Origin of the sequence: Streptomyces sp. NPDC006516 (assembly GCF_040611875.1) — a bacterium.
GTDB lineage: Bacteria > Actinomycetota > Actinomycetes > Streptomycetales > Streptomycetaceae > Streptomyces.
Genome location: NZ_JBEXPD010000001.1, coordinates 777,947 through 795,979, shown reverse-complemented (window position 1 = coordinate 795,979; position 18,033 = coordinate 777,947). Strand labels below are relative to the sequence as shown.

Annotated in this window: 15 protein-coding genes, 1 other RNA gene and 1 pseudogene; 8 read left to right on the top strand and 9 right to left on the bottom strand. The window is 73.6% G+C overall.

What is annotated here, in order from left to right; all coding sequences use genetic code 11:
• The first annotated feature begins 59 nt into the window (after positions 1–59).
• The 3 genes from ABZY45_RS03505 to ABZY45_RS03495 all read left to right on the top strand — a co-directional run bounded on the left by ABZY45_RS03505 (position 60) and on the right by ABZY45_RS03495 (position 2,703).
• Positions 60–1,505, top strand: coding sequence for an MFS transporter (locus tag ABZY45_RS03505; protein WP_356735640.1), 1,446 nt, complete (start codon positions 60–62; stop codon positions 1,503–1,505).
• A gap of 56 nt (positions 1,506–1,561) precedes the next feature.
• Complete coding sequence (locus ABZY45_RS03500; protein ID WP_356735638.1) at positions 1,562–2,134, top strand: GNAT family protein; 573 nt, start codon at positions 1,562–1,564, stop codon at positions 2,132–2,134.
• A 140-nt stretch (positions 2,135–2,274) separates the two neighbouring features.
• Positions 2,275–2,703, top strand: coding sequence for a pyridoxamine 5'-phosphate oxidase family protein (locus tag ABZY45_RS03495; RefSeq protein ID WP_356735636.1), 429 nt, complete (start codon positions 2,275–2,277; stop codon positions 2,701–2,703).
• Positions 2,704–2,801: 98 nt separating this feature from the next.
• Here the strand turns inward: ABZY45_RS03495 and rnpB are convergent.
• The 3 genes from rnpB to ABZY45_RS03480 all read right to left on the bottom strand — a co-directional run bounded on the left by rnpB (position 2,802) and on the right by ABZY45_RS03480 (position 5,310).
• Positions 2,802–3,201: RNase P RNA component class A (gene rnpB / locus ABZY45_RS03490), an RNA gene on the bottom strand.
• A gap of 18 nt (positions 3,202–3,219) precedes the next feature.
• Positions 3,220–3,753, bottom strand: a complete 534-nt coding sequence (locus tag ABZY45_RS03485; RefSeq protein ID WP_356735634.1) for a TetR/AcrR family transcriptional regulator — start codon at positions 3,751–3,753, stop codon at positions 3,220–3,222.
• Between the two features lie 117 nt (positions 3,754–3,870).
• A complete protein-coding gene (locus tag ABZY45_RS03480; RefSeq protein ID WP_356735632.1) occupies positions 3,871–5,310 on the bottom strand; it encodes an RNB domain-containing ribonuclease in 1,440 nt (479 codons plus the stop codon).
• Between the two features lie 198 nt (positions 5,311–5,508).
• Here ABZY45_RS03480 and yaaA point away from each other — a divergent pair, with 198 nt between their 5' ends.
• Together yaaA and eda are read left to right on the top strand one after the other, a co-directional pair.
• Complete coding sequence (gene yaaA / locus ABZY45_RS03475; protein ID WP_356735630.1) at positions 5,509–6,309, top strand: peroxide stress protein YaaA; 801 nt, start codon at positions 5,509–5,511, stop codon at positions 6,307–6,309.
• Positions 6,310–6,381: 72 nt separating this feature from the next.
• Entirely contained in the window at positions 6,382–7,032 is a 651-nt protein-coding gene (eda, locus tag ABZY45_RS03470; RefSeq protein ID WP_356735628.1) for a bifunctional 4-hydroxy-2-oxoglutarate aldolase/2-dehydro-3-deoxy-phosphogluconate aldolase, read from the top strand.
• A gap of 172 nt (positions 7,033–7,204) precedes the next feature.
• Here eda and ABZY45_RS03465 read toward each other — a convergent pair whose 3' ends face one another.
• Genes ABZY45_RS03465 through ABZY45_RS03450 form a run of 4 tightly spaced genes read right to left on the bottom strand, consistent with a single transcriptional unit; the run spans position 7,205 to position 10,896 of the window.
• Positions 7,205–7,990 (bottom strand): sulfite exporter TauE/SafE family protein, encoded by a 786-nt coding sequence (locus ABZY45_RS03465; RefSeq protein ID WP_356735626.1) that lies wholly within the window; start codon positions 7,988–7,990, stop codon positions 7,205–7,207.
• 10 nt (positions 7,991–8,000) lie between these two features.
• Positions 8,001–9,320, bottom strand: coding sequence for a bifunctional RNase H/acid phosphatase (locus ABZY45_RS03460; RefSeq protein WP_356735624.1), 1,320 nt, complete (start codon positions 9,318–9,320; stop codon positions 8,001–8,003).
• A complete protein-coding gene (locus ABZY45_RS03455; RefSeq protein WP_356736570.1) occupies positions 9,320–10,063 on the bottom strand; it encodes a C4-type zinc ribbon domain-containing protein in 744 nt (247 codons plus the stop codon). Before ABZY45_RS03455 ends, ABZY45_RS03460 begins: the two co-directional genes overlap by 1 nt.
• On the bottom strand, positions 10,060–10,896 hold the full coding sequence (locus ABZY45_RS03450; RefSeq protein WP_356735622.1) for a Nif3-like dinuclear metal center hexameric protein: 837 nt from the start codon (positions 10,894–10,896) through the stop codon (positions 10,060–10,062). The genes ABZY45_RS03455 and ABZY45_RS03450 overlap by 4 nt, the downstream gene beginning before the upstream one ends.
• 1,081 nt (positions 10,897–11,977) lie before the next feature.
• On the opposite strand from ABZY45_RS03450, the gene ABZY45_RS03445 reads away from it, so the two are divergent.
• Both ABZY45_RS03445 and ABZY45_RS03440 read left to right on the top strand, forming a co-directional pair.
• Positions 11,978–13,150, top strand: coding sequence for a hypothetical protein (locus ABZY45_RS03445; RefSeq protein ID WP_356736568.1), 1,173 nt, complete (start codon positions 11,978–11,980; stop codon positions 13,148–13,150).
• Between the two features lie 471 nt (positions 13,151–13,621).
• Positions 13,622–14,041, top strand: a pseudogene (locus ABZY45_RS03440) (response regulator); the annotation flags it as partial.
• 37 nt (positions 14,042–14,078) lie between these two features.
• Here the strand turns inward: ABZY45_RS03440 and ABZY45_RS03435 are convergent.
• Positions 14,079–15,521, bottom strand: coding sequence for an MFS transporter (locus ABZY45_RS03435; RefSeq protein WP_356735620.1), 1,443 nt, complete (start codon positions 15,519–15,521; stop codon positions 14,079–14,081).
• A 233-nt stretch (positions 15,522–15,754) separates the two neighbouring features.
• Between ABZY45_RS03435 and ABZY45_RS03430 the strand changes: the two genes are divergently transcribed.
• On the top strand, positions 15,755–17,290 hold the full coding sequence (locus ABZY45_RS03430; RefSeq protein WP_356735618.1) for an MFS transporter: 1,536 nt from the start codon (positions 15,755–15,757) through the stop codon (positions 17,288–17,290).
• Here ABZY45_RS03430 and pepE read toward each other — a convergent pair.
• On the bottom strand, positions 17,256–17,984 hold the full coding sequence (gene pepE, locus ABZY45_RS03425; RefSeq protein ID WP_356735616.1) for a dipeptidase PepE: 729 nt from the start codon (positions 17,982–17,984) through the stop codon (positions 17,256–17,258). The genes ABZY45_RS03430 and pepE overlap by 35 nt on opposite strands.
• Between the last annotated feature and the right edge of the window lie 49 nt (positions 17,985–18,033).

The following is an 18,033-nucleotide window of genomic DNA, read 5'->3' as shown; positions in this document are numbered from 1 at the left end:
CACATCTTAACGGAACCCAAGAACCGTTAGGCTCCTGATGCTCCCGGAAAGGGCACCTCATGTCCGCATCCAGCACAGCCCCCGCCGCCGCACCTCCCCAGGCTCCCGCCGCACGCATGACCGGCCGGCAGAAGCTCGTACTCGTCCTCCTGCTCGGCGCCCAGTTCATGATCGCCGTCGACTTCTCGATCCTGAACGTGGCCCTGCCCGCCGTCGGTGAAGGGCTCGGGTTCTCCCTCTCCCACCTCCAGTGGATCGCCACGTCCTTCGCCCTCGCGGCAGCCGGATTCACCCTGCTGTTCGGGCGCGTCGCCGATCTCGTCGGCCGTAAGCGCCTGTTCATGGGCGGCATGGTCGTCCTCGGCCTCTCCTCCGTGCTCGGCGGGCTCGCGACCTCCCCCGAAGTCCTGCTCGTCGCACGTGTGCTGCAGGGCCTGGCCACCGCTGCCGTCACCCCGGCCGGGCTCGCCCTGCTCACCACCGCGTTCAAGGAGGGCCCGCTGCGCGAGCGGGCGCTCGGGCTCAACGGCGCCCTGATGTCCGCCGGTTTCACCGCGGGAGCGATCCTGGGCGGGCTGCTGACCGATCTGCTGTCCTGGCGCTGGGCCTTCTTCATCAACGTTCCTGTCGCCGCGCTCGTCGTCGTCCTCGCCCCGTCCGTGATCACCGACTCGCGGCCCACCGAGCGCCCGAAGCTCGACGTGCCGGGCGCCGCGACCGTCACCGGCGGTCTGCTGCTGCTCGTGTACGGACTGACCCAGGCGGGCGAGTCCGGCTGGACCACGCCCACCACGCTGGCCGCACTCCTCGTCGGCGCCGCCCTGCTGGCCGGCTTCTGGTTCGTCGAGAAGCGGGCGGCGGCACCCCTGGTGCCCGTACACATCCTCGGGCGGCGCAGCGTCATCTGGGGGAACGTCACGGGGCTGATCGCCTTCGTCACCGAGACCTCGCTGGTCTTCCTGCTGACGCTCTACCTCCAGGAGGTCCTGGGCTACTCCCCGCTCGCGACCGGTCTCGCCTTCGGTGTCCTCGGGATCGGCACCGTGGCCGGCGGCATGCTCGGCGGCCGGGCGGTCGGCCGCTTCGGCAACCGGCGCACCATCGTCCTCGGCGGCGTCGTGCAGGCCGCCGCCACCCTCTCCCTGGTCGCACTCGGCACCTCGGGCGGCTGGATCATGCTCCTGCTGGCCGCCACCTTCATCGGCGGGGTCGGCAACATGCTGATGATCGTGGGCTTCATGGTCACCGCCACCTCGGGCCTCCCCGACGAGGACCAGGGGCTCGCCACCGGACTGGCCACGATGACCCAGCAGGTCGGCATCACCATGGGCATCCCGGTCATGAGCGCCGTCGTCACCGCCCGGATGGGCTCGGCCACCGGACCCGAGGCGGTGCTCTCCGGAGTGTCGACGGCGGTGCTCGTCAACTCGGCGCTGGTACTGGCGGGCGCACTCCTCGCCGGGGCCTTCCTCGGCCGGCCGGGCAAGCGGGCGTCGGCCGGGTGATCCACGAAGGTGAGTCGGACAGGGCCGGGGGACGGATCGGCGGCAGGATGACGCGCATGGCACAACCGCTGACCGTCCCCAGCCTGACCGCAGGAGCCGATTTCGTCCTGCGCCCCTGGGAGATGAGCGATCTGCCTCTCGTGCGCGAGGCGGCGGAGGACGACTACATCCCACTGATCACCACCATCCCCTCGCCGTACTCCCACGAGGCGGCGCAGGCGTTCGTCCGGCGCCAGTGGAACCGGGCGGCCACCGGAACCGGGTATCCCTTCACCATCGCCCGGACCCGGGACAGGCGGCCGGTCGGCTCCATCGGACTCTGGCTCTCGGACAGCGCCGAAGGCCGCGCGACTCTCGGCTACTGGATGACGGCAGCGGCCCGCGGCCAGGGAGTCGCGGGCGCCGCGCTGCGTACGGTCACCACCTGGGCCCTGCACGAACTGCGCATCCCCAGGGTCCAGCTCCTCGTCGAGCCGTGGAACACCGCCTCGGTCCGGACCGCCGAGAGCGCCGGATACCTGCGCGAAGGACTGCTGCGCGGCTGGCAGGAGATCGGCGGACGGCGGCGGGACATGCTGATGTACGCCCGGCTGAGCGACGACCGGTTCCCCGGCGGCGGCCGAGGGTGAGCGGCGCGGAAACGAACAGCCCGGCACCGCGCGGAGCCACGCCGCGCCACGTGCCGAGCTGAAACGCCCGGCCGCAAAACGGCGAACGGTGCATAATGCCACCCTGAACGACGCCTGCCCGCGCACGAAGGAGTCCACCTGTGGCCTTGTCCCGAGCAGAACGCGAACAGTTCCTGGCCGAACCGCACGTCGCCGCCATCGCCGTGGACGCCGGGGAGGAGGGCCGGGCCCCGCTCACCGTGCCGATCTGGTACCAGTACGAGCCCGGCGGCGACCTCTGGATCATGACCGGCCGCGACTCCCGCAAGGGAAGGGCGATCGCCGCGGCGGGCCGCTTCACCCTCATGGTCGACCGTCTCTCGCCCACCATCCGTTACGTCTCCGTCGAGGGCCCGGTCGTGGCGACCCTTCCCGCGACCCGCGAGCAGCTGGTGGAGATCTCGTCGCGCTACCTCCCGGCCGAGAAGGTCGACGGCTACGTCGACTTCGCGTGGAAGTCACACGGCGAGCAGGTGGTCATCCACATGCGCCCGCAGCACTGGCTCAGCACCGACCTGGGCGAGATCTGACCCTGCCGGGCGACGGCGGCCGGACTCGACCCCCGAGGGCACCGGAAGGGCCTCCGACGCAGGTCGGAGGCCCTTCCGGGCACGTGCCGAGGTGGGGGCAGACGAGTCGGGCTGTACGCCGGGTTCTGTCGCCCGGTCGCCTCGCGGCGGCCGGGGAGACGGCCATCCATCTAGGACCGGCATTGCTGCCGGTCTCGTGCGGTCTACCCGCGAACTCGGGCGGGCAGCCCTCGGACGTTCGCGCAGGAGCACCGGGGTGCTCCCTCTTGACCTTGCTCCGGGTGGGGTTTACCTAGCCGTCCGGGTCGCCCCGGACGCTGGTGGTCTCTTACACCACCGTTTCACCCTTACCCGGGACCGAGGTCCCGGGCGGTCTGTTTTCTGTGGCACTGTCCCGCGGGTCACCCCGGGTGGCCGTTAGCCATCACCCTGCCCTGTGGAGCCCGGACGTTCCTCGGGAGGATCCGGAGATCCCCACGCGGCCGTCCGCCCGGCTCGTCTGCCGTGCCGACCATGCTACCCGGCGGGCCGGGCGGTGAAGGCCGCGATGCCCGCCTCCCAGGCCCCCGAGAGGTCGGCGCCCGGCGGGAAGCGGCCGTCGAGCTCCAGGACCACCATTCCGTGGGCGAAGGCCCAGGCCGCCCGTGCCCGGTCGATGTCGCCGCCGGCCGCACGGAACAGCGGGGCCGCCGCCGCGTCCGCCGCTCCGGCGGAGGGGAGGGCGCGCCCCATGGTGAGGAGGTAGAGGTGCGGGTGGGCCAGGGCGTAGGCGCGGTAGGCGGTGGCGAGCGCGGAGAAGGAGCCGGGTGCGGCGGCCTCGGCGGCTGCCAGCACCCCGGCCGTCTCCCGGAGCGTCTCGGTGGCCAGCGCCGCGACCACGGACGACTTGTCGGGGAAGTGCTTGTAGAGGGAGGAGGCCTTCACGCCCACCCGGTCGGCGAGCCGGCGCATGGTCAGCGCCTCGGGGCCCTCCGACTCCAGGAGGGCGCGCGCGGCGGCGATGATCTGCCGGGGTCTGCCGGCCACGGTGGCGGCGGCGAGGTCACTCACGCGTAAGACCTTCCCTGGTACGGAGTCGGTACGCAGTCCGTAGCCGAAGACGTGATCGTACGAGATACGGACAACCCGGTCGCCGGGGGCTCGGCCCGTCGTCCGCCGTCCCGGCCGTCAGGCAGGTACGAAGAGCACCTTCGCCGAACCGAGGGCCGCCCGGGCGAGCCTGACCCGTAGCCGTTCGCCGAGTGGGAGCGGGGTGCCGGACTCGATCCGGGCGACGATCGCCGGCTCCTCGATGTGGACGGTGCCGACGGCCGGGTCCCCGTCCTTGACGTCGATCACGCAGCCGTCGAAGACCTCGCCGACGCGGTCCGCGACCAGGGCCGCCTCGACCAGGTCGACACACTCGCGCTCAGCGGTGCCGGCGCGGCGGGTACCGGTGGCCATCACGTCGGGCAGGCCGGGCAGCGCCTGGAGCACCCACTCCGGGGGCTCGTGACCGTCGGTCGCCGCGAGGCACAGCTCGGCGGCGTAGCGGTCGACGAGGCGGCGCAGCGGCGCGGTGCAGTGCGTGTAGAGCTCGGCGACGGCGGCGTGCACGGCGGGAGTGGGAAGGTGCCCGTGCTCGAACACGCTGTAGCCGGCGCCGCGCAGGAGCGTGGTGCAGTCCTGGAGGAACGCCGCGTGGCTGCCCTTCGCGGGGTCGAGGGAGCGCACCACCTCGGCATACGGGACGTGGTGCGGCCATGCGACGTGCAGGGCCTCGGCCGAGCGGCGGAGCCGGGCGACGGCGCCGTCGGGGGCGACCGGCAGGGTGCGCAGGATGCCGGTGCCCGAGTCCCGCATGATCCCGGCGGCCGCCATGCCGGTGAGCAGGGAGATCTGTGCGTTCCAGCCGTCTGCGGGCAGGGGCACGCGGTATGTGAGGCCGTAGCCGCCGTCCCGTTCGACGATCTCCTGCTCGGGCACGGCGAGGGAGATGCCGCCCCGGGCGACCTCCTGCTGTTCACGCAGCAGGCCGATGTCCCGGAGCAGCGCGAGAGGTTCCTCCGCGGTGCCGGCGTCGATATGCCGCTGGACAGCCGCGTAGTCGAGTTTCGCCCTGCTGCGCACGAGGGCCCGGCGCACCTCGGTGGAGACGGTGCGGCCCTCCGCGTCGAGGTCGATCCGCCAGAGCGCGGCGGGGCGGGTCTCACCCGGGAGGAGGCTCGCCGCCCCTTCGGAGAGGAGCGCGGGGTGCAGCGGGATCCTGCCCTCGGGCAGGTACAGGGTCGTCACCCGCCGGTGGGCCTCGGCGTCCAGCGCGCCGCCGGGCCGCACGAAGGCGGCGACGTCGGCGATGGCGTAGTTGACCCGGAAGCCGTGCGGGCGCCGCTCCAGGTGCATCGCCTGGTCGAGGTCCGTGGAGGCCGGCGGGTCGATGGTGAGGAACGGCAGGTCCGTGGCGTCCTCGTGGCCCGACAGGTCCGGGGACTTCGCCGACTCCGCGGCCTCGGCGAGGACGGCGGGCGGGAAGCCGTCGGGCAGTCCCAGCTCGGCGCGCAGGGCGCGCAGGGCCGCCCGCAGCGGAGTGCCGTCCGTACCGGTCACGTGAATCTGGCGACGGGGCATGCACCGAGCGTAGGGCGGGGTGGTGGCGTCGGCATCCCGGTCCTCCGAGCGGACGGCGACCCCGGCAGCCGCCCTCCCGTGCAGGTGACGGTGGCGCCGTCCCGGTCTCCCCGGCGGCCCGCGGGGCTCCGGCCCGTACCCTTGCCGGGGGCTCCCGTGTGCGACGGGGCCCTCTGCCGCGTATGAAGGAGAACTCCCGTGCTCGTGCTGTTGCCGCCCTCCGAAGGTAAGGCCGCCTCGGGGCGCGGGGCACCGCTGAAGCCGGAGTCCCTGTCCCTGCCGGGCCTCGCCGAGGCGAGGGCCGCGATCCTCGACGAGCTGATCGAGTTGTGCATGGCGGACGAGGACAAGGCCCGCGAGGTGCTCGGGCTGAGCGAGGGCCTGCGTGGCGAGATCGCCAAGAACGCCGAACTGCGCACGGCCGGGACCCGGCCCGCCGGGGAGATCTACACCGGAGTCCTCTACGACGCCCTCGGCCTGTCCACCCTGGACGCGGCGGCCAAGAGGCGGGCCGGGAAGTCGCTGCTGGTCTTCTCCGGGCTGTGGGGTGCGGTGCGGGTGGGCGACCGGATTCCGTCGTACCGCTGCTCGATGGGCGTGAAGCTGCCGGGCCTGGGCGCGCTGAACGCGTACTGGCGCGCTCCCATGGCTTCGGTCATGCCGGAGGCGGCCGGGGACGGTCTGGTTCTGGACCTGCGCTCGTCGGCGTATGCCGGGGCGTGGAAGCCGGCGGGCGCGGTGGCCGAGCGCACGGCGAGTGTGCGGGTCCTCCAGTCGCAGATGGTGAACGGGGTGGAGAAGCGCTCCGTGGTCAGCCACTTCAACAAGGCCACCAAGGGCCGGATGGTCCGCGATCTGCTGCTGGCCGGGGCCCGGCCCGCAGGGCCGGCGGAGCTGGTGGAGGTGCTGCGCGACCTCGGGTACGTGGTGGAGGCGCAGGCCCCCCAGCGCGCGGGGCGCCCCTGGGCCCTGGATGTGGTGGTCACCGAGATCCACTGATTCGACGGGCAGTCATTGCAGCATACGCAACGCTCGTTGCGCAGTGTGCGGTTCTCGCGGCAGGATGAGTCCATGACCTCCTCCGCGCCCGCCGCCGTGTCCGCTTCCGTACTGGATCTCGCCCCCGTCGTCCCCGTCGTCGTCCTGGAGGACGCGGCCGACGCCGTGCCGCTGGCCCGCGCGCTCGTCGCGGGCGGACTGCCCGCGATCGAGGTCACCCTGCGGACGGCCGCGGCCCTGGACACGATCCGGGCGATCGCCGCCGAGGTGCCGGAGGCCGTGGTGGGCGCCGGCACGGTCATCTCACCGGCGCACGTGACCGAGACCGTCGCCGCCGGGGCACGCTTCCTGGTCAGCCCGGGCTGGACCGACGCCCTGCTGGACGCCATGAAGGCCTCGGGTGTGCCGTTCCTGCCGGGCGTCTCGACGACGTCCGAGGTGGTCGCGCTGCTGGAGCGCGGGATCACCGAGATGAAGTTCTTCCCGGCCGAGGCCGCCGGCGGCACCGCCTATCTCAAGGCCCTCTCCTCTCCCCTCCCCCAGGCCCGCTTCTGCCCGACGGGCGGCGTCTCGCTCGCCTCGGCGCCGTCGTATCTGGCCCTGCCCAACGTCGGCTGCGTGGGCGGCAGCTGGATGGTTCCCGGTGACGCGGTGGCGGCGAAGGACTGGGCGCGCGTGGAGCGGCTCGCCGCGGAGGCCGCGGCGCTGGGGCGCAAGGCCTGACACCCCTGTGCGGGCCCCGGCGCGCGCCGGGGCCCGAGCGCGGCACGTGCCCTGACACCCGCTGCGGCCCGGCCCGAAACCCCTGCCTGCCGGAGCCCGACCGGCGCCGGCCGCGTACGCCGGCGCAACCGCCTGGACCGCGTACGTCGGCGCACCGCCTGGACCGCGTGCGTCAGCCCGCCGCCTGGACCGCGTACAGCAGGCCGACGCCCAGCGCGAGGACGCCCAGCAGGAGGCGCAGCCCCTTCTCGGGAAGACGCGGCTGGAGCCGGGCGCCGAGGTAGCCGCCGCAGAGTCCGCCGAGACCGCAGGCCAGGCCGAGGGGCCAGTCCGGCGCGATGTCGCCCGTCGCGGTGAGGGACAGGAGGGCGTAGGTGCCCGCCCCCGCCAGGGACGTGACGAAGGTGCAGGCGAGCGCGGCGGGCGCCACCCTCGCCACGGGGACCCCGCGCCCGACGAGGATGGGGCCGAGCAGGGAGCCTCCGCCGATGCCGTAGACGCCTCCGGCGACACCGACTGCCAGGGCGAGCCCGGCGGTCGCACGCGGCGAGGGTGGCCTGGCGGCAGTACCGCTCCGGGCCGGCCGCAGCGTACGGGCGCACAGCCAGGCACCCAGCGGGAGCAGCAGGACCGCGATGAACGCACGGAAGACAGTGGGCCCCGGCACGGCGAAGACCCGGATCACGGCGCCGGCCACCACTCCCGGTACGGCGCCCGCCACGAGCAGCCGGGTCAGCGGCCCGCGCAGCTGTCCGCTGCTGCGGTAGCGCAGGAGCGCCCCCGGGCACGACACCACGTTGTACAGCAGGTTGGTGGGGGTCACGGCCGGGCTCGGTACGCCGAGGACGCTGACCTGGACCGGCAGCAGGAACACCGCGCCGGACACCCCGACCGGGGCGGTGACCACCGAGATCAGCAGCCCCGCGAGGAAGCCCAGAAGTCCTGTCGGCCAGCTCACCGCGGAGCCGTCACCGCAGGTGCGAGGTGTCGTTGAGGAGCCTCAGCGAGGGGTTCCCGTCCGCGTAGTACGCCACCGTCGAGACGGAGGCGGGCGAGAGCTCCATGCGGAACAGCGACTCCGGCGGGGCGCCGAGCGCGAGCCGGACCAGGGTCTTGATGGGCGTGACGTGGGTGACGACGAGCGCCGTGCGGCCCTTGTACCGGGAGATCAGCCGGTCACGGGTGACGGATACCCGCTCGGCGACCTCGGCGAAGCTCTCGCCACCGCCCGTCGGCGCGGCGTCCGGGGAAGCGAGCCAGGCGGTCAGGTCGGCACCGTGCCGCTCGCGCACCTCGGCGAAGGTGAGTCCCTCCCAGGCCCCGAAGTCGGTCTCGCGCAGGCCCTCCTCGATGCGGACCTCCAGGCCGAGCCGGTCGGCGACGGCCTGCGCCGTCTCCCGGCAGCGGCGCAGCGGGGAGCTGACGATCTCCTGCACGGTGCCGCGCGCGGCGAACGCTTCGGCAGCGCAGGCGGCTTGGTGACGCCCGGTGTCCGAGAGCTCGGGGTCGCTGCCGCCGCTTCCCGAGAACCGCTTCTCCGGCGTGAGAGCGGTCTCGCCGTGCCGCAGCAGGACGAAGGTGGCGGGCGCGCCCAGATCGGGTGCGCTCCCCCAGCCGACCTGGGGCGTGGCCCCGGCGGGCTGCGTGACTCCGGCGGTCTGCGTGGCCGCGTCGGCCCTCGTAGCCGCCCCCGTCTGCGTCGCGGCCTGCGCCGGGCGGGCGGCGGCCATGGCGGCGCGGACCTTCGCCGCGCCCGCCACCGCGTCGCCGGGCGGACCGGACGGAGGCAGCGGCGGCTCGGGGGGAACGGGCGTGCGCGCCGTCTCCATGTCGGCCGTCGAGGACGCCGGGTCCCACTGCTCTCCCCGCCTGCCCGCGTCCATCGCCTCGTTGGCGAGACGGTCGGCGTGCTTGTTCTGCTCGCGCGGGATCCACTCGTACATGACCGAGGAGGCGGGCAGGATGCTCGCGGCCTCCGCGGCGAGCGGCTTCATGTCGGGGTGCTTGATCTTCCAGCGGCCCGACATCTGCTCGACCACCAGCTTGGAGTCCATCCGGACACGGACCTGGACGTCCGTGTCCGGGAAGAGCTCCCTGACCGCCTTCAGGCCGGCGATCAGGCCCCTGTACTCGGCGACGTTGTTCGTCGCGACGCCGATGTACTCGGCGGCCTCGGCGAGGGTCGCGCCGTCGAGCGGGTCGAGGACGACCGCGCCGTAGCCGGCGGGCCCGGGGTTGCCCCGGGAGCCCCCGTCCGCCTCGACGACCAGCCGGCGGGGACCGGGCATTACAGTCCCGAGTCCGCGGTGCGGACCAGGATGCGGTGGCAGTTCTCGCAGCGCAGCACGGTGTCGGGGGACGCGGCCTTCACGTCGTTGACCTCCGTGATGTTCAGCTCCAAGCGGCAGCCCTCGCAGCGGCGCTGGTGGAGCCGGGCCGCGCCGACGCCGCCCTGCTGGGCGCGCAGCTTGTCGTAGAGCTTGAGCAGGTCGGCGGGGACGGCACCCGCGACGACCTCGCGGTCCTTGGCCACGGTGGCGGCCTCGGCGTCGAGCTCCTGGATCGCGGCGTCCCGGCGTGCGGTCGCGTCGTCGGCCTTGGCCTGTACGGCGCTGACGCGCTCGGTCAGCTCGGCGACGCGCTCCTGGGCGGACTCGCGGCGCTCCATGATCTCGAGGACGACGTCCTCCAGGTCACCCTGGCGCTTGGCGAGCGAGGTGATCTCGCGCTGGAGGCTCTCCAGGTCCTTCGGCGAGGAGACCGCGCCGGAGTCGAGCCGCTGCTGGTCGCGGACCGCGCGCTGGCGCACCTGGTCGACGTCCTGCTCCGCCTTGGTCTGCTCGCGGGTGGTGTCGCTCTCCTCGGTCTGCGAGGCGACGAGCAGGTCGCGCAGCTGGGCGAGGTCGCTGTTGAGCGAGTCGATCTCGGCGTGCTCGGGCAGCGACGTGCGCTTGTGGGACAGCTGCGAGAGGCGTACGTCGAGGGCCTGGACTTCGAGGAGTCGGATCTGGTCGGCGGGCGCGGCGTTCAGTTGGGGGCTCCAGAAGAGTGGTGGGTGGTCCAGGGGTCGGTGACCTGCTTCGAGACATGGACCCGCAGGTCCCATCCGTGGCGGTCGGAAATTGCGTCGAGCTGCGCGGCGGCCTGCTCGCACCAGGGCCATTCGGTGGCCCAGTGCGCGGCGTCGACCAGGCCGAGCTGCGAGTGCTGGACGGCCTCGGAGGCCGGGTGGTGGCGCAGGTCCGCGGTGAGGAAGGCGTCCACTCCCGACGCGCGTACGGCGTCGAAGAGGCTGTCGCCGGACCCGCCGCTCACCGCGACGCGACGGACGAGCGCGTCCGGGTCGCCGGCCAGCCGGATGCCCTGCGCGGTGGCGGGCAGCCGGGCGGCGGCGCGGGCCGCGAAGTCCCGGAGGGACTCGGGGTGGTCGAGCTCGCAGATCCGGCCCAGGCCACGGCTGCCACCTTCATCGGTGAGGTCGGGCACGAGCGGGCCGGTGACCCGGAGGTCCAGGGCGGCGGCGAGCGCGTCGGACACCCCGGGGTCGGCGGTGTCGGCGTTGGTGTGCGCCACGTGCAGGGCGATGTCGTGCTTGATGAGCCCGTGCACGACCCGGCCCTTGAAGGTGGAGGCGGCGACCGTCGTCGTACCCCGCAGATAGAGCGGGTGGTGGGTGACGATCAGCTGGGCGCCGAGGTCGCGGGCCTCGTCGGCGATCTGCTCCACGGGGTCCACGGCGAACAGGACACGGCTGATCTCCGCCTCGGGGTCACCGCAGACCGTGCCGACGGCGTCCCATCCTTCGGCCCGCTCGGGGGGCCAGAGGGCGTCGAGCTCGGCGATGACTTCAGACAGACGGGGCACGGAGGAAAGGCTACCTGTCCGCCGTGCTCCGCCGCCCCGGACCGCCGGAGCCCACGGGGGAGGACCGGCAGCCGGTGCGAATCGTTACGTGAAGGGGCGGCTCGTCACGTGAACGGGCAGGCCGCCTGGGGCCGCGCGGGCAGCGCCCAGCAGCACAGTCACCCCCTTCTCCGCAGGCGAATCAGGACATCGGCACCCTTATGTGTGAAGTGGTGTGGCTCGTGTTGTCCGGTGGGGAGTCCGAAACCTAGCTTCGGTGGCCGGAGGTGACCGCACCATGACTGCCTGTGTCATCGAGAACAAGACCGCCGGGGTCGCCGGAAGCGCCACGACCACGGAATCCGTACCCGCTCCCGCGGAGGCGGACGAACCTGCCGAGCCCGAGAAACCGCCGGCCGTGGATGCCATGGACGGGCCCGCCGCGGGTGCGGACCGGATGAGGGCGATGCCGCCGCGGAGCGGTGTGGGTGCCGATCAGGCCGTGCCGGCGGTGGCGTACGGGACCGCAGCGGAACCGCCGAGTGCGACAGGTGTCCGCGCCGGGACGGGCGTCGGAACTGGTATCGGCGTCGGTACCGGTGAGATCGCCGAGCGCAACGCGGTGCCGGCCTCGGGTGTCGCGACGGACCGGGGCGCGGCGCCGGTGTCCGCGCCGGTGTCATGGGGCAGCACCGAGCCGACGGCTGCGTCCCCGAGCACGACGGTGGCAGCGCCGAGCGCCTCAGGGGCGGCCCGGGGTGGCGTCGTGTTCCAGGGAATCGTTCCGTCCCGGGGCGGTACGGTCACCTCCCTGCCGCTCATCCCGCCCATGCCGTCCGTGCCACCCCTCGTAGTGGGCGCGCCCACCATCCTGATGCCGGGCGTCGCCACCACCCAGGCGCCGGGCGCACCCACGGCCCCCGGTGCTCCCGCCACCCCGGTGTCGAACGCACCCACCGGCCTGACGCCCGGCGCACCCCCCATGCCGGTCGCGTCCGCCACCCCCGCGCCGGTCACCGCCCCCACCGCTCAGGCACCGGGAGCGCCCGCCCGCGTGGCGCCGAGCACAGCCACCACGGCGAGGCAGGCCGCCCCCGCCGACCTGGCGCCCGGCGCGCCCGTCCGCCCCGCCGCCCGTCCGCGCCGCGTGCCGCCCACGCTCACCATCGCCGCCGACCGGTCGTACGCCGCCCGCCTCACCGCGACCGACCGGGAGGCGGCCGACCCGGCCTGGTTCCCCGAGCGCTGGACCCTGGACGGTCCGGAGCCGTACGCCGTGCCGCTCCCCCTCGGACAACCGGAGACCGCTGACTCCGACGTCATGCCGCTCTCCGACGGCCGCGTCCTGATCCGGCGCCGCGTGGCCGACCGGCACGCCTTCTCGCTGCTCTACCCGACGGGCCCCGGCACAGGTGAACTCTCCCTGGGCTCCCTCGCCTGCGCGGACCTCACCCTGCTGCCCCCGCCGCCGGACGGCATGAGTGCCTTCGCCCTGGTCCCCGGTGACCGCTCCACCGGCGTCTGGCTGGTGGCGGGCGGCGCCTTCGGACCCGAGCACGTCGCGGACGTGCCCGGGCGCTGTTCGGGCGGGGCATGGCTCGACCGCGAGGGACGGCTCCTCGCCCTGGACCGGCAACTGCCCGGCGGCGGCCCGGTGAAGGCCGTCGCCGTCGATCTCGGGCGGGGCGGCGAGGTCACGCCGCTCCTGCAGATCGCACCCGGCAGCGACGACCGGCTGCTGCTCGCCGACGCCGACAGCGGCCTGCTGCTGATCCGCTCCGACGCGCCGGGCCACGAGCGCCTCGGCTGGGGCGTCCTCGGCAGCTGCCTTCCCGTGCGCTTCCCCGAGTGCCTGCGCCCGGCGGGCACGGCCGTGACCCCGATCGCCGTACAGCCTGGCCAGATGCTCACGCCGGAGAATTGCGCGGTCGCCCTGCGGCTCGACGGTGCCGCCGGCAGCTGGGTGGGGCTGTGGCGTCCGTCCGGCCGGAGGCTGCACCAGTACGCGGCGCCGGACGGCTGGCTGACCGGAGCGGCGTTCTGGAGCCGGGAAGGCACGCTGCACCTGCCGTACGCGCAGCCCGGCGCTCCCTGCGCCCTGGCCGCCATCGAGGCTCCGGCGGAGTCGGACGGCGAGGTCGAGGTCGACGTAGAGGAGTCGCACCACTCCGGCACGAGCGGAACGCAACCGTCCGGAGCCTCCGGCACTCCTGGTGTGTGCAGGCCCGTGCCACTCGGTCAGGCGCCTCTCACGGGCAGTGCGGCGGTCGGCTGACGGCTGGGGCGGGGTCGTACACTCTGCCCCCGGGCCGCGCGGCCGTTCGCACGGATACCGAGGGTGGCCGGGCGATGGCCAGGGGGCTTGCGACGCACATGTAAGCGATTTATACGGGGTGACTTTCCCAGATGTCTGAAGCCCGAACCGACACGATCCAGACGCCTCCGCCGGGGGCGGACGGGCACCGGGCCGAGGCCGGCGGCGCCGGAAAACACCGAGGGGGCGCATCGGCGGAGAACTCCGCCGTGCAGCCGCACGGCCGCCACCGCCGTCCCTCCGAGGGGGGTGGCAGCGCCGCGGCCTGAGAACCGCGCCGTACGAGGCGCAGGGCCCGTCCGACAGCTCCATGCTGTCGGACGGGCCCTCTGCACGTCCGGAGCCGTGTACGCCGGAACGGCGGGCGCCTCCGGCCGGGTTTCCCAGCGCGCCGGTCGGCCGTCCGCGGCCTAGTCTGTCCCCGTGAACGAGATGCCCCGGGAGACCCGGCCGGCCAGATCCGTACGCATTCTGCTCGCCGAGGACCGGGGCACGGCGCGGAGCGCGCTCGCCCTGCTGCTCGGCATGGAGCCGGGCTTCGACGTGGTGGCCCAGGTCGCCGACGGGGACCGGGTGGTGGACGCCGCCCTCACCGCCCGCCCGGATGTGGCCCTGCTGGAGGTGGGTCTCCCGGGCGTCGGCGGTCTGGACGCGGCGGCCCTGCTGCGCGACGAGGTACCGGACTGCCGGGTGCTGATCCTCGCGTCGTCCGCCGGGCCGGGGAATCTGCGCCGGGCGATGGAGGCCGGAGCGGTGGGCTTCCTGGTGAAGGACGGCCCGGTCGGGGACCTCGTGAAGGCGGTGCGGCGGGTGCTGACCGGGGAGACCGTGATCGACCCCGCGCTGGCCGCCCCCCCCGAGCCGCTCTGAGCACCCTCCCCGGGTCTTCTCAGGTGGCGGCCGGGCGTTCGTGATCGGCCCTCCCCGGCAGCCAGAGCAGCATCATCAGCGCTCCCGCCACCAGCACCACGGCCGACGTACGGAAGGCCAGGGCGTATCCGGCCGTGATCTCGGCCGCTCCGGCGGAGCCCCCGGTGCGGGCCGCCGCGACGGTGGAGAGCACGGCGAGGCCCAGCGCACCGCCCATCGTGCGGGAGGTGTTGACCAGGCCGGAGACCAGGCCGGCGTCGCCGGGCGCCGCACCGGAGGTGGCGAGCGCGGCCAGCGGGGTGGAGGCGAGTCCGGCACCGGCCATCATCAGGACGCCGGGGAGGCAGACCGCCGTCAGGTAGTCGCCGTCCACCCCCATCGTGGACTGCCAGCCGAAGCCCGCGGCGGCGACGAGGGCCCCCGCCACGGCCAGGGGCTTGGCGCCCGTCCTGGCCATGATCCTGGGCGCCGCCTTTGCGCCGACGAAGATGGCGGCGGAGCTCGGCACAAGGGCGAATCCGGCCTCCAGAGGCGTGTAGCCGAGGACGTTCTGGGCGTAGACCGTCATGAAGTACCACATGCCGAAGGACGCCGAACCGAGCAGCAGCATCGACACGTTCGCCGCCGAGACGGCCCGGACGCCCAGGATCCGCAGCGGCATCAGGGGGGCCGCCGCCCTCGCCTCGACCAGGACGAACAGCCCGAGCAGCGCGAGACCACCGGACAGCGGCACCAGGGTCGCGGCGGCGGTCCAGCCCTCGGCCTCGGTCTGCACGATGCCGTACGCCGTCGTCGCCAGTCCCACCGTGACGAGCACCGCGCCCAGCAGGTCGATGCGGCGCCGGTCACCCGCCCGGCTCTCGGCCAGCCACACCGCCGCGCCCGCCAGGACGAGGGCTCCGATCGGCACGTTGATCAGCAGGACCCACCGCCAGGAGAGGAAGTCGGTGAGCACTCCGCCGACCAGCCCGCCGGCCGCCCCGCCGCCCGCGCCGACCGCCATCCAGGTGCCGATCGCCCTGGTACGGGCGGGCCCCTCGGGAACGGCGGAGGTGAGGATGGTGAGCGTGGCCGGGGAGAGCACGGCCGCACCGAGTCCCTGCCCGGCGCGGGCGGCGAGCAGCTGCCAGCCCTCCTGGGCGAGTCCCCCGGCCAGCGAGGCAGCCGTGAAGAGGCCGAGTCCGGTCAGGAACATCCTCTTGCGGCCGTATATGTCGGCTGCCCGGCCGCCGAGGAGCATGAAGCCGGCGAAGGCGATGGAGTAGGCGTTGACGACCCACTGCAACCCGGGTCCGCTCAGACCGAGGTCGGCGCGCATGGACGGCAGCGCGACATTCACGACGGACACGTCGAGGACGACCAGGAACTGCCCGGTGCAGGCGGCGGCGACCACGGCCCACGTGCGGGTTCTCGAACGAGCGGGCAGCCTCGTGGGCGTGGTGACGTCAGCCATGCGCGTCATACTCCCAGGCCGCTCGTGCCCCGTACATCGGTTTCCGGACCCACCCGGGCCCAGGTCCTCGGGCGTAGGACCTTTTACGGACTGCCCCGTTTTTACGTCGCGTTCACCGGAATACCGCGGGCATACGGAAACGTTCAGCATGCACACACTTGGTGACCGTGCGTCCTGGGCGCACGGTCACATGCTCTGTCCGCTCACCCTTCCTCACCTTTCCCTGCCCGGAGGCCATACGTATGCAACGGACGACGAACGAACGGCAAGCCGGGGAGGCCCTTCCCGACCCGCGCCGGCGCGGGAGCGGCGGGGTCGTCCCCGTCCTCGCGTTCGCGGGGATCACCGTCGCGGTGATGCAGACCCTGCTCGTCCCCGTCATCAAGGACCTGCCGTCCCTGCTCGGCACCGCACCGGCCGACGCGACCTGGGTGATGACGGCCACCCTGCTCGCCGGTGCCGTCGCGACCCCGATCATGGGCCGTCTCGGCGATCTGTACGGCAAGCGGCGGATGCTGCTCGCCAGCCTCGCCGTGATGGTGGTCGGCTCGCTGATCTGCGCCTCCACCGACGATCTCGTGGTCATGATCGTGGGCCGGGCGCTCCAGGGCTTCGCCATGGGCGCCATCCCGCTGGGTATCGGCATCATGCGCGACGTGCTGCCGCGCGAGAAGCTCGGCTCGGCCATGGCCCTGATGAGCTCGTCCATAGGCGTGGGCGGCGGACTCGCGCTGCCCGCCGCCGCGCTCATCGCCCAGCACGCCGACTGGCACGCGCTCTTCCTCGGCTCGGCCGCGCTGGGTGTGCTCGCCATGACGCTGACTTTCCTCGTCGTGCCGGAACCGCCGCTGCGCGCGCCCGGCCGCTTCGACCTCCCAGGGGCGCTGGGGCTCTCCCTCGGCCTGGTCTGCCTGCTGCTCCCCGTCACCAAGGGCGGCGACTGGGGCTGGACCTCCGGTGCGACCCTCGGCCTGATCGCCGCGTCCCTGGTGATCCTGGTGCTGTGGGGCCTCTTCGAGCTGCGCAGCCCGGCGCCGCTGGTCGATCTGCGGACCAGCGCACGGCGTGAGGTGCTGCTCACCAACCTCGTCTCGATCATGGTCGGGGTGGCCTTCTACGCCGTGTCGCTGGTGCTGCCGCAGCTCCTCCAGCTGCCCACGTCGACGGGCTACGGACTCGGGCAGTCGATGGTGGTCGCGGGTCTGTGCGTGGCGCCGCTGGGCCTGACGATGATGTTCGTGGCCCCGCTGTACGCCCGGCTCTCCGCCCGGCGCGGCCCCAAGGCGACCCTGGTGCTGGGCATGCTGGTCATCGCCGTCGGTTACGGCGCCGGGCTCGGCCTGATGAGCGCCGCCTGGCAGACAGTGGTGATCGCGGTGGTGCTCGGGGCCGGCATCGGGCTCGCGTACTCCTCGCTCCCCGCCCTGATCATCGGGGCGGTCGACGCGTCCGAGACCGGTGCGGCCAACGGGCTGAACACGCTGATGCGCTCGATCGGCACCTCGCTGTCGAGCGCGGTCATCGGCATGGTGCTGGCGAACACCTCGGTACGGGCGGGCGGAGTGGACGTCCCCACCATGGAGGGGTTCCGGACCTCCTTCATGATCGCGACCGGGGCGGTGCTGATCGGCCTGGCTCTGGCCGCTTTCCTGCCAAGGCAGCAGCCCGCGTCCCCGGTGCTGCTGGCCAGCAGCGCGGGCGACGAGCTCGCGGCGGCGGAGGCCGCTCCCTCGGCGGTGCCGGTCAGCGCACCGGAGCGTCGAACCTCGGCTCCGTAGCCAGGAGCCGGGACACGTCGGTCCCGGCCGCGAGCTCCTGCGGCCGGGCACCACGGCTGAACAGCCGTGCGGGAAGGGCGCCCTGGACCGTCGCCTCGCCCTCGCGGACGCGGAGCCAGGAGCCCTCGCGCAGTCCGAGCACGGGGACGTCGTTCTCCTCCAGGAATTCGGCGAGCCGCTCCTCGCGCGTCTCACCCTTGTGGGTGCTGGCCGGGTCCGGGTCCAGGTAGTGCGGGTTGATCTGGAACGGCACCAGGCACAGCGCGTCGAAGGACGGCGGCTGCACGATGGGCATGTCGTTGGAGGTGCGGAGGGTCGGCGCGGCCATGTTGGTGCCCGCGCTGGCGCCCATGTACGGCAGCCCGTCCCGTGCGGCGTCGCGCACCGCCTCGCGCAGGCCGGTACGGTACAGGGCGTCCAGCAGCCGGAAGGAGTTGCCGCCGCCGATGAACACGGCGTCCGCGGCTGCGAGTTCCGCGACGGGGTCGGCGTTCTCGTGGACACCGCGCACGCTGATGCCGGACGGCTCCAGGGCGGCGCGGACGCGCGCGGTGTACGCGTCGTGGGCGGCCAGCGCGTACGGCACGAAGGCGAGCCGCGCGTTCGCCGGGAGGAACGCGGTGACGGTGTCCAGAGCGTGTTCCAGATAACCGCGGCCGTACTGGGTGGAGTTGGAGAGCAGCAGCAGATTCACGGGGTTCCTCGTGCGGGTGGGGCCGGCGGCACACGGAGGCCGGCCGGGC

Bases quoted from the DNA above. Each gene is read 5' to 3' on its own strand.
- ABZY45_RS03500 (WP_356735638.1), top strand. From the start codon at position 1,562: ATGGCACAACCGCTGACCGTCCCCAGCCTGACCGCAGGAGCCGATTTC.
- eda (WP_356735628.1), top strand. From the start codon at position 6,382: ATGACCTCCTCCGCGCCCGCCGCCGTGTCCGCTTCCGTACTGGATCTC.
- ABZY45_RS03480 (WP_356735632.1), bottom strand. From the start codon at position 5,310: ATGCCCCGTCGCCAGATTCACGTGACCGGTACGGACGGCACTCCGCTG.
- ABZY45_RS03430 (WP_356735618.1), top strand. From the start codon at position 15,755: ATGCAACGGACGACGAACGAACGGCAAGCCGGGGAGGCCCTTCCCGAC.
- ABZY45_RS03460 (WP_356735624.1), bottom strand. From the start codon at position 9,320: ATGCCCGGTCCCCGCCGGCTGGTCGTCGAGGCGGACGGGGGCTCCCGG.
- ABZY45_RS03505 (WP_356735640.1), top strand. From the start codon at position 60: ATGTCCGCATCCAGCACAGCCCCCGCCGCCGCACCTCCCCAGGCTCCC.
- ABZY45_RS03435 (WP_356735620.1), bottom strand. From the start codon at position 15,521: ATGACGCGCATGGCTGACGTCACCACGCCCACGAGGCTGCCCGCTCGT.